14 protein-coding genes are annotated in these 13,376 nt (G+C 52.4%); 5 read left to right on the top strand and 9 right to left on the bottom strand.

Annotated elements, in window-relative coordinates:
• Positions 1-81: 81 nt before the first annotated feature.
• The 5 genes from GQS10_RS16530 to GQS10_RS16510 all read right to left on the bottom strand — a co-directional run bounded on the left by GQS10_RS16530 (position 82) and on the right by GQS10_RS16510 (position 3,619).
• Positions 82-927, bottom strand: a complete 846-nt coding sequence (locus tag GQS10_RS16530) for a DUF72 domain-containing protein (protein WP_166244182.1) — start codon at positions 925-927, stop codon at positions 82-84.
• A 9-nt stretch (positions 928-936) separates the two neighbouring features.
• Positions 937-1,245 carry a hypothetical protein gene (locus GQS10_RS16525; protein WP_166244180.1) on the bottom strand — a complete coding sequence of 103 codons (309 nt, stop codon included), beginning with the start codon at positions 1,243-1,245 and terminating at the stop codon, positions 937-939.
• A 286-nt stretch (positions 1,246-1,531) separates the two neighbouring features.
• Positions 1,532-1,807: a hypothetical protein gene (locus GQS10_RS16520; RefSeq protein ID WP_166244178.1), complete on the bottom strand. Its 276-nt coding sequence runs from the start codon at positions 1,805-1,807 to the stop codon at positions 1,532-1,534.
• Positions 1,808-1,946: 139 nt separating this feature from the next.
• The gene (locus GQS10_RS16515) at positions 1,947-3,251 is read right to left on the bottom strand and encodes an ammonium transporter (RefSeq protein ID WP_166244176.1); all 1,305 of its coding nucleotides are present in this window, start codon (positions 3,249-3,251) and stop codon (positions 1,947-1,949) included.
• Between the two features lie 2 nt (positions 3,252-3,253).
• A complete protein-coding gene (locus GQS10_RS16510; protein ID WP_166244174.1) occupies positions 3,254-3,619 on the bottom strand; it encodes a P-II family nitrogen regulator in 366 nt (121 codons plus the stop codon).
• 322 nt (positions 3,620-3,941) lie between these two features.
• Here GQS10_RS16510 and GQS10_RS16505 point away from each other — a divergent pair, with 322 nt between their 5' ends.
• Positions 3,942-4,637, top strand: coding sequence for a response regulator (locus GQS10_RS16505; protein ID WP_166244172.1), 696 nt, complete (start codon positions 3,942-3,944; stop codon positions 4,635-4,637).
• Positions 4,630-5,727 (top strand): sensor histidine kinase, encoded by a 1,098-nt coding sequence (locus GQS10_RS16500; protein WP_166244170.1) that lies wholly within the window; start codon positions 4,630-4,632, stop codon positions 5,725-5,727. The genes GQS10_RS16505 and GQS10_RS16500 overlap by 8 nt, the downstream gene beginning before the upstream one ends.
• A 154-nt stretch (positions 5,728-5,881) precedes the next feature.
• Here the strand turns inward: GQS10_RS16500 and GQS10_RS16495 are convergent, their stop codons facing one another.
• Positions 5,882-6,781 (bottom strand): AraC family transcriptional regulator, encoded by a 900-nt coding sequence (locus tag GQS10_RS16495; protein ID WP_341805088.1) that lies wholly within the window; start codon positions 6,779-6,781, stop codon positions 5,882-5,884.
• A 240-nt stretch (positions 6,782-7,021) separates the two neighbouring features.
• Here GQS10_RS16495 and GQS10_RS16490 point away from each other — a divergent pair, with 240 nt between their 5' ends.
• Positions 7,022-8,563: an MGH1-like glycoside hydrolase domain-containing protein gene (locus GQS10_RS16490; RefSeq protein ID WP_166244166.1), complete on the top strand. Its 1,542-nt coding sequence runs from the start codon at positions 7,022-7,024 to the stop codon at positions 8,561-8,563.
• A 153-nt stretch (positions 8,564-8,716) separates the two neighbouring features.
• On the opposite strand, the gene GQS10_RS16485 is transcribed toward GQS10_RS16490, so the two are convergent.
• On the bottom strand, positions 8,717-10,012 hold the full coding sequence (locus GQS10_RS16485; protein ID WP_166244165.1) for a hypothetical protein: 1,296 nt from the start codon (positions 10,010-10,012) through the stop codon (positions 8,717-8,719).
• Between the two features lie 210 nt (positions 10,013-10,222).
• Here GQS10_RS16485 and GQS10_RS16480 point away from each other — a divergent pair, with 210 nt between their 5' ends.
• Both GQS10_RS16480 and GQS10_RS16475 read left to right on the top strand, forming a co-directional pair.
• Positions 10,223-10,654 (top strand): hypothetical protein, encoded by a 432-nt coding sequence (locus GQS10_RS16480; protein WP_166244163.1) that lies wholly within the window; start codon positions 10,223-10,225, stop codon positions 10,652-10,654.
• Positions 10,635-11,957 carry a hypothetical protein gene (locus GQS10_RS16475; RefSeq protein WP_166244161.1) on the top strand — a complete coding sequence of 441 codons (1,323 nt, stop codon included), beginning with the start codon at positions 10,635-10,637 and terminating at the stop codon, positions 11,955-11,957. The genes GQS10_RS16480 and GQS10_RS16475 overlap by 20 nt, the downstream gene beginning before the upstream one ends.
• Positions 11,958-12,126: 169 nt before the next feature.
• Here GQS10_RS16475 and GQS10_RS16470 read toward each other — a convergent pair whose 3' ends face one another.
• Both GQS10_RS16470 and GQS10_RS16465 read right to left on the bottom strand, forming a co-directional pair.
• A complete protein-coding gene (locus tag GQS10_RS16470) occupies positions 12,127-13,029 on the bottom strand; it encodes an aromatic acid exporter family protein (protein ID WP_166244159.1) in 903 nt (300 codons plus the stop codon).
• The gene (locus GQS10_RS16465; RefSeq protein WP_166244157.1) at positions 13,029-13,358 is read right to left on the bottom strand and encodes a hypothetical protein; all 330 of its coding nucleotides are present in this window, start codon (positions 13,356-13,358) and stop codon (positions 13,029-13,031) included. The genes GQS10_RS16470 and GQS10_RS16465 overlap by 1 nt, the downstream gene beginning before the upstream one ends.
• Positions 13,359-13,376 lie beyond the last annotated feature (18 nt).

Raw genomic sequence — 13,376 nt, 5'->3', positions numbered from 1 at the left:
ACCAAAAAAGCAGTGCCGGACTTTGAATTCTCGTCCAACACTGCTTTCCATTGAAATAGCAAACGCATCATTCCGCTTCCGTCAAAACCACTCTAACTGCCGGGGATGCAGCCCGTCGTACTCGAGGCCGAGAAGCTTCTGCAGCTGCTTGGCATTTCCCGCAGCATGGCCGCCGGAATTGTTGTTGAAGATCACGCAGATGTCCCGGCTCTGCTGCTCCAGCTGCCCAAGCCGCTCCTTCCACTCGATCAGCTCAACTTCCGAGTAATTGTACAGATAACGGACGTCGCGCCAGTTCGCTTCCCCGCTGCTGTTCCAGCCTTCGCGGTTGCGTCCGTGGAACCGGACCAGCGTACGCTTCTCGTCCGTGGCGGCCAGCACGGTCGGCACCGAGCCTGCCCCTGCCTGCGGTTCATCGCAGACGCTGTGAATCCAGCCCTCCTTGCGCATGAACGTTAACGTGCGCTCCCGCAGCTCCTCGGTAAACCAGCTCTGATTACGGAACTCCAGCGCCGACGAGATTCCGTCCATCCGCTCCTTCGCTCGCCGCAGCTGTTCCACATGCTCCTTAGTGCAATCGAACCACGGCGGATACTGGAAGAGCACCATCTCCAGCTTGCCCGCCTGCTGCAGCGGCTGAATCGATTCCCGGAAAGCGCGGAACATTTCCTCGTCATCCGCATAGGGCGTGCCGCCCCGGGCATGACCCGTCATGCCTTGGTAGGCTTTCACGACAAACCGGAAGCCCTCCGGTGTCTCTTCCGCCCACTTGGCATAGTTCCTCTCCGGTTGGATCGCGTAAAAAGAGGTGTCCACCTCCACCACCGGAAAATGCGCCCCGTACGACGCCAGCTTATGCTTGGCCGCTTCGCGGTCCGTATACAGCTCCGGATGGTCCCCCCATCCCGCTAATCCAATCCAAATCATCGCCCGACCCTACCCTTCCTCCACATCCGCCCGCAGATCGCTGGCCACCTCGAGCATTTTGGGGATTACGGCCGGATTCGTGCCGGACACATACAGATCTCCGCCGTAATGCCGGAACGGAATCTGCGAATCGCCGCTGCTCCACATGAAGAAATCTCCCTCAATCGACATCGTGGTTGCGCCTTTTACCGTATACACCGAGGTATACGAAAAATCGGGCTTCGCGGCAAAATACGTCTTACATTCCTCCAACGTTATCGTTTGCGGAGTCGTTCCGCCCTCTTGATATTCTCTCGTAATTCGATAGCGCTGACTCATGAAAAAGCACCTCCATAGCTCCGCCCTTTCCTTATTGCAGACAGAGATACGCGTATTTTTTACTAAGTATACTCGTTCATCTAATTCCGCAACAAGCTTCCCTTATTCCGCACCTAAAAAAAAAAACCTTATAACAGAAAAAACGCCGCCTCCTGAAGAGACCGCGTTTCCTATACCTTTCATACCGCTGCATGACCCGGTACAAACCCCGCTTGACCGCATGCATGCGGAAAAGGTGTATCCGAAGCCTGGAGCAAGAGGCTCAACGCCCCCCGACAACCGATTACTAGCCTTGCAGCTGGCTTTCTACCTCTGAAATTTGACGGCGCAGCGTTTCAATTTGAGCCTGAACCTCTGCGATCGGACGATCCTGATTCGGCTCTTGTCCTTCATAAGCATTGCGCAGCGCGTGCTCTGCCGTTTCAATCGAGTCCTTCGCGTTCGCCACCGCGTCCTCTGTCGGATGCGTCTGCGCTTGCATTACCGCGCGCTCCGCTTTATCAACGGAATTTTGCGCCTGGGCAACAACATTTGGGGCTTGCAGGCTTGTTTCATTATTCATAGCTCGTGTTCCTCCTGAGACGTCAAAAGTTCGAATTCATCCGTCTCAGTATGCGGCGCCGGCCGCCATTTTATTCCTATATGCAAAAAGGACAGCAGCCGCATTCCGCGGCCACCGCCCTTCTTATCCGATCCGTTCGTTAACTCACCTGATCCTTAAAAGCCACGGTCTCCTTAATGCTCACACCCGTTGACATTTCAAAATCATACAACGCCTTCGTGGTTTCGGAGAAGCGGTCCAATTCGTTGTAAGCCGGGATGCCGTGGTACGCCATATCCAGCCCTTCCTCTTCATCGGACTGGGACGCACGCAGACCAACCGTAATTTTGCAAATATACGCGATAGCCAGGCCGCCTACAAAGCCCCACACACAAATTGCCGTGATCCCGATCAGCTGAACGAGAAGAAGCCCTGATTGGCCCGCCGTAAACAGCCCCGCTTCTTTATCAAATAAGCCAACAGCAATCGTGCCGAAGATTCCGTTAAAGCCGTGAACCGCTACTGCGCCGACCGGGTCGTCTACCTGAATCCGGTCGATCAATAATGTCGCCGCGATTACAATGAGTCCGGCTACCAGGCCGATCACGATTGCACTCCACTGGGTAATGAATGCACAGCCTGCCGTAACAGCGACAAGGCCGGAAAGCGCTCCGTTCATCGTCATGCTCGGGTCCGTTTTGCCGTAGCGGAACATCGTGTACAGCATCGAGGACATGCCGCCGGCCGCTGCACCCAGCATTGTGTTCAGGGCAATGTCGGACAGCATCGCGTCCGCCGCATTCAAGGTGCTGCCTGCGTTAAAACCGAACCAGCCGAACCAAAGCACGAACACGCCGCACGATGCAAGCGGGATGTTGGATGGCGCAAATACGTTCACGCTGCCGTCCGCGTAACGGCCGCGGCGCGGTCCAAGCTTCCAAGCCAGCCCCAGCGCAGCCGAACCGCCCAGCGCGTGGATGACCGCCGAGCCGGCGAAATCCTTCATGCCCATTTGCGCCAGCCAGCCCTCGGCATTCCAAATCCAATGCCCGGAAATCGGGTACAGCAGCATTGTCACCAGCGCCGCCGTAATGACGTACGCCTTAAAGTTCATCCGTTCCGCAACCGCGCCGGAAATAATCGATACACAGGCAATCGCAAAGCCGATTTGAAAAAGCACATAAGCGGCCGGAGGAAGATCAATGGAAAGCTGAATATTTTGCGGAGCGCCGAAAAGCGAGGTTCCGAACCAGCCCGTCGCCCCGTCTCCGAACATCAGGCCGAAGCCAATCGCCCAGAAGGCGAGTGCGCCCACCGTAAGGTCGACGAAAATTTTCATGGTCACGTTGACGGCGTTTTTCGTGCGAACCAACCCCGCCTCAAGAAGGCTGAACCCTCCCTCCATGAAAAGCACCATAGCGGCTGCCATTACAACCCATATCGTATTTACATGAATCGCTTCCATCGCTAGTTCGCCTCCCTTCTCTGATGCAGCTCGTCAATCGTCTCGTCGGCAACACCCGTCCGAATGTTGTAAGCCTGCTCGATCGTCGTGACGAAAATCTTGCCGTCTCCCGCTTCGCCCGTTTGCGCCGCGGCAATGATCGCTTGTACGGTGCGCTCGACCATATGGTCGGAGACGACGATTTCCATTTTCACCTTCGGATGAAGGTTTACCGTATAGTTATGGCCCCGGTAGGTGCCTGTTTGGTCCTTCTGCTGCCCGCGCCCCACGACTTGGCTAACGGTAAAGGCGGTGACCCCGATGACATGAAGTGATTTGATCGTGTCGTGAAGCTTCTGCGGTCTTAAAATAGCCTCTATTTTCTTCATTTGGTCCCCTCATCTCGAAATATAGATTCATTTATATGTATTAATGTTAAGTTTTTATACCACCACTATGTGAGAATATCTCACATTATCTCGTTTATGTCAATCGATTATTCGGGTTTTTCACAACTCCACACGAACTACGGATAAACCTAACATGACAACATTCGCTGGGAGGGCCTTTTTCAAGACATTCTTTAGCCATCGTTAAGAAACCTTAAGAATTCATAAGCTTCCTTAAATCGATGCCTGTCTCTCCCACAAATCGGATAAGTTAAGGTATAGTAGCAATGAACGAGATCTTTTATTGAAGGAGCTGCCTTTTGTGAACCGCCGCATTTTAATCGTGGATGATGATAAAGAGATTGCCGGATTAATCGAAATTTACTTGCGCAACGAAGGTTATGACACCGGGAAAGCCCACAATGGAAAAGAGGCTCTAGCGAAGCTGGGGGAGGACGATTTCCACTTAGCGATTCTCGATGTGATGATGCCGGGCATGGACGGACTGGAGCTGTGCCGTAAAATCCGCGAGGATAACCCAATGCCGATTCTAATGCTCAGCGCGAAGGCGGAGGATATGGACAAAATTCTTGGCCTCATGACCGGAGCGGACGACTATATGATTAAGCCGTTTAATCCGTTGGAGCTGATCGCCCGCGTAAAGGCGCTGCTGCGGCGTACCTACCAGCTGCAAACCGAAACGGCTTCACGCGACGGCGGGGATAAAATCCGCATCGGCGCACTGACGATCGACAAAACGACTCACACGGCCGAAGCGGACGGCAAGCCGCTGCATTTGACGTCGACGGAGTTTGGGATATTGCTGCTGCTCGCCTCGCATCGGGGTAGAGTGTTTAAAGCGGAGGAAATTTTTCAACAGGTATGGCGGGAAAAATATTTTGATTCCAATAATACCGTGATGGTGCACATCAGCAACCTGCGAGACAAGCTTGAGCATGAAATCGGGGACAAGCTGATTGCCACGGTTTGGGGCGTGGGGTATAAAATCGATGGCTAATATTGTGCAGCGAATGACGTTTCGTCTCATTGGACAGCTGATCGTAAGCTCCTTGTTAACGCTGGTCAGCGTTTTGGCAACCGGGTTTTTACTCGCTATTGTCGGCAAAGAAATCCCCGTCATACGGGAGATCTTAAACCTGGTTACGAGACTTGTGCCCGATGAGGTTCTGATTGTGATGCTGGCGCTGTTTTTCTTCATTCTCTACATGGTGCTTTTTAATATTCGAAGGTATTGGTATTTGGCCAGTATGCTCGGCGCGATTCGCCGGATTGCCGACGGCAACTTTGAGGAAAAGCTGCCTATAAAGCAGCGAAATGAGCTGGGGGATTTGGCGGAGTATATCAATTATTTGGTCATGCGGCTGAAAACATCCCTTGATGAGGAGCGGAACGCGGAGCAGACGAAAAATGAGCTGATCACCAACGTGTCCCACGATCTGCGTACGCCGCTGACGTCGATTCTCGGCTATCTCGGGCTCGCTGATGGCGACCGGTACCGCGACGAGGTGGAGCTGCGCCATTATGTAAGCATTGCCTACGAGAAATCCAAGCGGCTTCACGTGCTCATTAACGATTTATTTGAGTATACACGAATGCGGCATGCCAAGCTGCCCGTGAAGTTTTGCCCGCTGGATCTGGGAGAGCTGCTGAACCAGCTGCTCGTCCAGTCCCGGCTGCAGCTGCAGGAGGCGGGGATTGAAGCTTCCTTCCAGCAAAAAGAGGGCAACTTGATGGTGAACGGCGACCCGAACAAGCTGGTTCGCGTGTTCGAAAATTTGTTTTCGAACGCGATCACGTATGGCCGGGACGGGAAGCGGATGGAGATCTCGGCATATCGCGACGGCACCGCAGTCGTCGTCGATGTGACGAACTACGGGGAGCCGATTCCTTCGGCGGATTTGCCGTATATTTTCGACCGGTTCTACCGGGTCGATAAATCGCGCGGAGACGACTCCGGCGGCTCCGGGCTGGGGCTCGCGATCACGAAGAATATCGTGGAGCTGCATGGCGGCGTGGTCTCCGCCGAGAGCGACTGGTCGCGCACATGTTTTTCGATTCGCCTGCCCTGGGCAGGCGGTGGGGCTTGACCCGCCGCTGCCGCAGGCAGGCGGGTTGGCCCGCGCTTGGCGCGGGGCGCGGGTACGGGCGCGGGGCCAGCAGACTTCCCCTCTCCCCCACGCACAAGCTAATTACGCACACCCAAGCAATATCTCTATTCAAGGAAAAACAGTATGCTTCGGATCAGCGGGGAGATTTGGGTCCAACGGATAAAGTGCCCCATTGGTCTTTTCGATACTGCGCTGGAGAAAGACCAGCATGCCTTTTAAACATCCTGCTGAACACGGCAATATCAGGATATCCCGTTTCACGGCCAATTTGCTGAATGGAATAGTTTGTGTGCACAAGCAGATGCTTGGCTTTGTCCATTCTATATTGGATAAGAAACATCGATGGTGTCATACCTGTTACCTGCTTCATCTGCCTAGTTAAATAATCGGGTGAGAAATGAAAATGTGAAGCAATCCCTGAAACGGTCAGCGATTCCGCGTAATGCATCTGAATATAGGCAATCACTTTTCGGACCATGACATTCGCTGTGTCCCTCCCGGTATCTAACCATACCATTCGTTCAAGAAGTTCCAAGAAGCAAGCTTGCTTACCAATGGCCCATCTGCCTGCTTCCTGCTCTTGCTCAAGACGTTCGAACAGCTCTCTCCAGTTCGAAAGCGGATAGACTCCCCGCATCGGCAGCTCGTTTTCTAACTTAGGAACACGAACTCCTTCTCCGCTATCAATTAGATTTACTGGATAAGCAGTCTGTTTCCGCGTCAAGTGGTCGGATTCGATGTGCCATTCCCCTAACGGCATGAAGTGGATAAAGTGGAAGACTGTGCTCATTTCACACCCCTGATGTCCATAATGCCGAATGCCCGGTGTCTGGATGAACCACTGCCCTGCTGTGAGCGTATGTGCCATACCGCCTTCTGTGAAATACAGTGTCCCTTCTTCGATAAACATGGCCACAAATGTCGAAAAAATCCGCTCCGGATGCTTATCTCCCTTCTTATAAACTACCTTTCCCGAAGAAATAAAAGCTGGAAACGGGTTGGATGTAAAACACAGCACAGGATATACCTCCATGGTCACCACACCCCTCTTTCAAGTCGGATATGATCAAAAGCATAACTGATTCGATCATGTAAATAAACATTTTAGCATGATAGTATCGATATGAAATGATCAAAACAGAATGAAAAGATAGCGATTGAGATGAATCCCAGGACTTTATCCCCCTGTTCAAATCAAACGGGACAAGCGACAAAAGTATAAGTTTTTGGTATTTTAGCGGCTTACAAAATAATCAGAAAGGTTGATCGTAACATGTTGTTAATCCCAGACGATTTTAGAAAGCACTTCGAAACTTTTAATATGCATGACGAAGAATCTGTAATCCAGCATGTTGATAATGCGTCAGCTTGGGAATGGATGCGCGATCAGATTCCTTTATTCCATTGTCCTGACAGCCGTCTGGAGGAGACTTACTACTTTCGGTGGTGGGTTTACCGTAAACACGTTAAGCAGACGCCAGACGGATTCGTGATCACGGAGTTTCATCCGTCTGTTCCTTGGGCGGGCAAGCATAACACGATCAACTGTGCTGTCGGGCATCATTTAAGTGAAGGACGCTGGCTGCGAAACCGTCAGGATTTTCTCAAGGACTATATCCTGTTTTGGTTCAAAAGAAACGGAAGTCTCCGCTCCTATAGCTGTTGGATAGCAGATGCCGTGTGGAATTATTGCAAAGTAGACGGCGATTTCCAGCTTGCCATTGATTTACTGCCGGATATGGTCACCAACTACACAGAATGGGAAAAAACACATCTGAACCCAAGCGGGTTATTCTGGTCCATTGACGACCGCGACGCAATGGAAATTTCTATCAGCGGCTCAGGGCTTAGACCAACCCTGAATGCCTATATGTACGCCGATGCTATAGCGATTGCCAATATCGCACGCCTGGCTGGGGACTTTGAAACGGAGAGAATGTTTAAGGAAAAAGCGAATCGGTTAAAACAACTTGTCCAAGAACATTTGTGGGACGACCAAGCGCAGTTTTTCAAGGTCATCCCATTGAAGTCCGCCAGAGAAACTGTAGAACAATGGGAATTTCAAGAGATGGATCCCGCTCATAACGTACGCGAGCAGCTTGGATATATCCCTTGGGCGTTCCACCTTCCCGACGTCGGTTATGAACAAGCATGGGCACAGCTAATGGATCCTGCCGGTTTCTACGCTCCATTCGGGCCAACAACTGCGGAGCAGCGCCATACCCGATTCATGTTCTCCTATGAGCACGAATGCTTGTGGAATGGACCATCATGGCCATTCGCAACTTCCCAGACGTTAACAGCGATGGCCAACGTATTAAACGATTACGAACAACAAGTCGTCAATAAAGAAGATTACTGGAACCTATTAAGCACTTACGCGCATTGTCATTACCGCACAAGAGCTGATGGCAAGCGAGTATCCTGGTTAGACGAAAACATTGATCCTTATACAGGCGAGTGGCTGTCCAGACGGATACTTGAGGAGTGGAATTGGCCTGAAAGAAAGGGAGGCCGCGAACGAGGAAAGGATTACAACCATTCCACATTCAACGATCTAATCATTACCGGTCTCATCGGATTCCGCACGAGGTCTGATGGCAGCTTTGAGGTTAACCCACTTATTCCTGAAGGAACATGGGAGTATTTTTGTTTGGACCGTCTGTACTATCGTGGTAAGAACATTACTATCATGTATGATAAGCTCGGCCGACAGTACAACAAGGACGCAGGCTTGGCCGTTTATATCGACGGTGTGAAGGCCGCTTACTCAGCTGGATTGGATCGTCTTGTCGTGCATGCATTAGATCAATAGTAAACTGCCCGTGATGCCGTTCTGGCAGAGCCCTGTAAATCGGAACGGAAGTTTGCAGAACAACCCGGCGTAAATCGAAGTACAATCGTTGAAGCGAACAAGGAGTTGCCCGGAGACGACACCGGCGGGGCGGCGCCCAAACTGGGCCGCTGACTAACTAAAAATAGTCAGCACCTTTGCCCTATCATCAAACTGGGCAAAACCGATACCCAGCAGCTGCCCCTCTCGCCCGCCTTCCGCCAAATCATAATAATAGATCATTTGCTGATTCGAATCCTGCAGCCATACGTAAGTAATCGCCATATCCTCATCGGCAAACAAAAGCCCCTCATGCGGGGACGCTTCAAATATTACCCTACCTGAAGTCACATTTCGGAAGACGCTGCCGCCCTGCTCCAAAGCTTCAACAGCATATACAGATCCGTTGCGATAGCTCGCCTCCTCCAAAAGAGATCCGGCCACAACAACCCGCTCCTTTTTACCGAAGCCCGTTCTGCCCTCTGATCCATGGTCTACGCCATAAGTAACCAAAATGGTTTCATGCTGTTCAAAATCGTGCAAGCAATAATTCAACCCCCTCTCATCAGCCTGCCACCAGAGCAAATGTTGATGCAGGGGACAGCGTTCTACAACGCGTCCAGCTACCATGGGGAACGGCTCGCCCTTTTTCACACTTGATATGTAGGCTTCCAGCTCGCACAGCAATAGCTGCTCCACCAAATCATCCTTGTACGTTTCCCGTTTCGCCGGATCGTTCCAAAGCTCGTATTTTTCTCGCCAATGGATGGAGGTTGTTTTGATCCCAATCCACTGTCTATCGCGGTGGTCCATTTTAAAAATATGTTCAGCCCTGAAAAGCGAATCCTGCCCTGGAAGTTCTGGATTACCCTCGCAAACCGTCCGTGCCGCAAAATCGATCAGCAGCAGCTTGTTTATTTGGTAATTGCGGTCGGTGGCGACCCCAAACAGACAATATCTTTCGTCGATTTGGCGAAGCTCGTACCGCAGAATAGGTTCGTGCCCAATATACTCCGGCAAAAAAATAACCAGCTCCGGTTCCGCCTCTAGCGCTGATTCAAATTCATTTCCGGCTTTGGTCATCCGCTTCGTCTGGATTGATTCATCGGCAGGCTGAGCCCTTGGAGTCCAGCGCCCGCAGTCCACCTTATGTATGTGCAAAAAACGCTGGCCCTCTGTAAACCGGATATAAAAAATAATAGACTCATTACGGCGAAACCATCGGTCTAATCCATGAGCCGATTCCCGGAAATGATACGTTTCATAACGATTTGTAGAGGGCTCGTGCAATAGAATGCATTTTCCTGCGATTCCTTCGTTAATTTCCTCGTCAGCTACATCATCAATCAAATATGCGCTTCTACCTTCATATGCCCGGATTCGAAAAATTCGACGATCATAAAACCCGTTGAGCTTGCAAACGTTTAGCATAAAATGGCCCCCCTCCCTTTAAGATGATCCAACTTGTGCCCAAATATCTACCTCTTTATCGCGAAAAAGACAGTTCATCCTTCGCTTCCCCGCACCCCAATTTACTCCATTTTCCAAATTCTTAAGAAAACTTATGAATTCATTAAGCCCGTCTTAAAAAGCGTTCTATATAATGACTTCATAAACGATATCTCAATGAAGGAGTCCGTGATGCGGTATAACACGCAGTCTGTGCAAGCAGCGCACTCCTCGCAAGCTGCTGCTGCATGTCAGACCACACTGGGACCACAGGCATCTCAAGCACAACAGCCGAAGCACTCCGTTCATGCGAGGACGCTGCAGAAAACCAAAGAACCCAAGCCTTCCGAGTCCTCCTTTTCGGAAAAGATATCGGTGCTTTACCGGTACGAAAGGGAATGCTACTCGTACTGCTTATTTTTGCTCGGGGATGAAAATGCGGCCGCCGCCGCTGCTCAGGAGACACTGCTTCAGTTGTTTCAAGACCAAGCTTTTATAGGGAATTGCGATAGTAACTGCGACGAAGTGCGCAGCAAACGGGTGCTTCGAACAGCAGCACTGTATTGCCTAGAGCTCAAAAAACAATCAGGGGGAATATCTTCTCATGGAAACGCAACAACATAAGCACCCGGCCGCCGCGTTGGCACTAGCTTTAATTCCGGGACTGGGTCATCTTTACTTAGGAAAATATGTGAGAGGGATCATTTATGGGGGATTGATTCTGCTTCCGCTTCCGCTGCTCTTTATTTTAGGCGTCACGCATGATTTAGAAGAAGAACATATCGTGGCGACGGCCTTTTTCTGGCTGGTCGTTGGCTTTATTAACATGATCGACATGATCTTTACGCTGCTGTTCCGCTCCCCCTCTGCTTCCTACGGGGGATATCCCGCTCCGGGAGCTCCAGGCCCTATCGGGCACCACGGCAGCGGCTCGTTCGCAGCCGGTGCAAGCTATGCAGGAGGAGCGGCAGCTTCCGCGGCCAGCACAAGCAGCGGAGCAGCCGGCGGGATCGGCAGCAATGCAGCCGGAACTCCGCCAGAGCAGTCTATCCCGGCAGCCGGCAATTATTACGCCGGACAGCAAGCAGGCGCGTACCCGCCGCCGCCTTACAGCTACAGCAAATCGTCTGTAGAAAAAGAGAAGGCCACAACTCTATTCCTATCGTTCATCCCCGGGGTCGGCCATTTCCAGCTTGGCCTTCAGCAGAGAGGCCTGCTGTGGTTTTTCAGCTTTTTCGGCACGGCGGCGATGACGATCTTTTTAACCTCGGTCACGAACAATGAATCGTTTCTGATTTATTTCCTGGCACTGCCGTTCATTTGGATTTTAGGCATTTGGGATGCAATGCAGCGCCTGAACGAAAAGCAGCAGGGTCTGCCGATGGAAGATACACCGATTCATTTGCTGCTGAAGGATCGCAACAGCGGTACCGGATTGGTCGGCTTCCTCCCAATAATTCTATCTTTCCTTCCCGGCGCAGGGCACCTCTTTATAGGCAGACAACGCCGCGGAATCGAGCTGATGTCGTTATTTTTCGCAGCGCTTTACCTTTCCGATACCGTACGCGTTACTATTCTCGGCTACGCCGCGCCGCTCATTTGGTTTTACAGCTTTTTTGACATGCTGAATCAGCGCGGTACGACGCAGGCGGAGCAGGAGGATGCGGCGATGCCGATCCACTGGCGCAAATGGGCCGGCTGGGCACTGCTCATATCCGGCGTATACATGATGCTGGACGGCGCCATGATGAGTCTCGTGCATCGATTTTTCCCGGACTTCAATCTCGATTATTGGATTTATCGGTTTATCCGCCCGGCGTTTATCGCTGTGCTGTTGATCGGTGCAGGGGTATGGATGCTCATCCCAAGGCGTTCGGCAAAAAATACGGAGCGGCAGACCGTAGAGAACAACGAATCAAACGCATAGTTTGGAAGCACGGTTTGAACGCATCAACCTAAACGTATTCTCGTTCCATATTTAAAAACGGTTGAAGGCAGCTCGTCCTATACGAGAAGCCTTCAACCGTTTTTTTACGTTGCGCTGCGAGCACATGGATTGAAGCCAGGCCATGCTGCGCCCACAACTTCGTTCCCCTTCAATCCAACGCCTCCTGCCGCAGCGGCAGCGCCTCCAAGCGGGCCAATTCCATGACGACCCGCCGTCGTTTCTCCTGCCTGTGCGAAGCCGAAGCCCCCCCGCCTTCCACAAAGGCAGCCAAGGCCTTCATCGCATCATCGAGCACCGCCCGGTGGTACGGCGACTCCCAATCCAGCCGCAAGGACAGCACGGCCGAAAGGCGATGCAGCGTCAGCGAGTAAAACCGCAGCATGCGCTGGAGCCGCAGCGCCGTCTTCAGCTTGCCGCGGCGCTTCCGGTGGAACAAGCACTCCTCCCGCTGATACTCCGTCAGCTTAATGCCCTCCAGCAGGCTGCGCAGCATCGGCTCCGCTCCGCTCATCAGATGCTCCGCATCGCGCCTGCGGCATTGCGGCAGCACCGCAGCCCAGCGGAGCCAAGCATCGATGCCGGAAGCCGCCTCCGCGAGCTTCTGCCGGGCGGCCCCGGTGAAATCCGGCGGCAGGATCGCATAATTGATCACCGTCGATACGCCGATGCCCACCACCGTTGTGCCGAGACGCGTCACAAACGACGCCAAAAAATGATCCTGCGTTACCGCAATCATATTTACTGCGGTTAATGTCGCAACCAGGATCGCATCATTCCAGTGAAAACGGCTGCACACGATAATCGTCGCCAAAGCCGACAGCGCATACGTCAGCGGCGCCTGTCCGAGCCAAAACTCCAAGCTCATAGCGAACGCTGCACCGATCGCCGCGGCCGGAATCCGCGTCCGCGCCTTGCGTACAGACATCGCTACCGTCGGCTCGATCGTAACCATCGCGGCAATAACAGCGAAGATGACGGGCCAATTCAACCAAGTGCAAATCCCCGCCGTCACAAAGACGGCGAGGGTTGTCTTGATCGTTCGCTTTCCCATCAGCCCATCATCCCATCCGGGTCATACTCGATACGCGAGTCCGCGAAAAGCTGAAGCACACCGTCACCGCCGTTTACCGACACGCCTTCTTCCCGGACATAATACCAGGTTTTGCGAACCGCTTTTCCAGCTTCCTCATCAAAAATAAACACGTTCAGCTCCGTTTGCAGCCGTACCATCTCGCTAAGCTGCGGGAGCTCCTCGGCCCTAACCGTAATCAGCCAGCCGCCATCCTTCTGCTCCAGCGTAAACGTTACGCCGTCCCGCACCGAATCTACAAACGTTCGCCCTCCAACCGCATGCTTGATCAGCAGGCGCTGCCGCCCCATCCGGACCACTCCTTTTCT

The organism is Paenibacillus turpanensis, from assembly GCF_011421635.1.
In the GTDB taxonomy this organism is placed as follows: Bacteria; Bacillota; Bacilli; order Paenibacillales; family YIM-B00363; genus Paenibacillus_AK; species Paenibacillus_AK turpanensis.
Note: the sequence above shows the minus strand (reverse complement) of the source record. Positions and strands in the feature narration are given on the sequence as shown.

What these genes read in the sequence shown, in the direction of transcription:
- GQS10_RS16475 (WP_166244161.1), top strand. Translation starts at nt 10,635, where the DNA reads ATGGAAACGCAACAACATAAGCACCCGGCCGCCGCGTTGGCACTAGCT.
- GQS10_RS16485 (WP_166244165.1), bottom strand. Translation starts at nt 10,012, where the DNA reads ATGCTAAACGTTTGCAAGCTCAACGGGTTTTATGATCGTCGAATTTTT.
- GQS10_RS16525 (WP_166244180.1), bottom strand. Translation starts at nt 1,245, where the DNA reads ATGAGTCAGCGCTATCGAATTACGAGAGAATATCAAGAGGGCGGAACG.
- GQS10_RS16520 (WP_166244178.1), bottom strand. Translation starts at nt 1,807, where the DNA reads ATGAATAATGAAACAAGCCTGCAAGCCCCAAATGTTGTTGCCCAGGCG.
- GQS10_RS16495 (WP_341805088.1), bottom strand. Translation starts at nt 6,781, where the DNA reads ATGGAGGTATATCCTGTGCTGTGTTTTACATCCAACCCGTTTCCAGCT.
- GQS10_RS16500 (WP_166244170.1), top strand. Translation starts at nt 4,630, where the DNA reads ATGGCTAATATTGTGCAGCGAATGACGTTTCGTCTCATTGGACAGCTG.
- GQS10_RS16530 (WP_166244182.1), bottom strand. Translation starts at nt 927, where the DNA reads ATGATTTGGATTGGATTAGCGGGATGGGGGGACCATCCGGAGCTGTAT.
- GQS10_RS16480 (WP_166244163.1), top strand. Translation starts at nt 10,223, where the DNA reads ATGCGGTATAACACGCAGTCTGTGCAAGCAGCGCACTCCTCGCAAGCT.
- GQS10_RS16515 (WP_166244176.1), bottom strand. Translation starts at nt 3,251, where the DNA reads ATGGAAGCGATTCATGTAAATACGATATGGGTTGTAATGGCAGCCGCT.
- GQS10_RS16465 (WP_166244157.1), bottom strand. Translation starts at nt 13,358, where the DNA reads ATGGGGCGGCAGCGCCTGCTGATCAAGCATGCGGTTGGAGGGCGAACG.
- GQS10_RS16510 (WP_166244174.1), bottom strand. Translation starts at nt 3,619, where the DNA reads ATGAAGAAAATAGAGGCTATTTTAAGACCGCAGAAGCTTCACGACACG.
- GQS10_RS16470 (WP_166244159.1), bottom strand. Translation starts at nt 13,029, where the DNA reads ATGGGAAAGCGAACGATCAAGACAACCCTCGCCGTCTTTGTGACGGCG.
- GQS10_RS16490 (WP_166244166.1), top strand. Translation starts at nt 7,022, where the DNA reads ATGTTGTTAATCCCAGACGATTTTAGAAAGCACTTCGAAACTTTTAAT.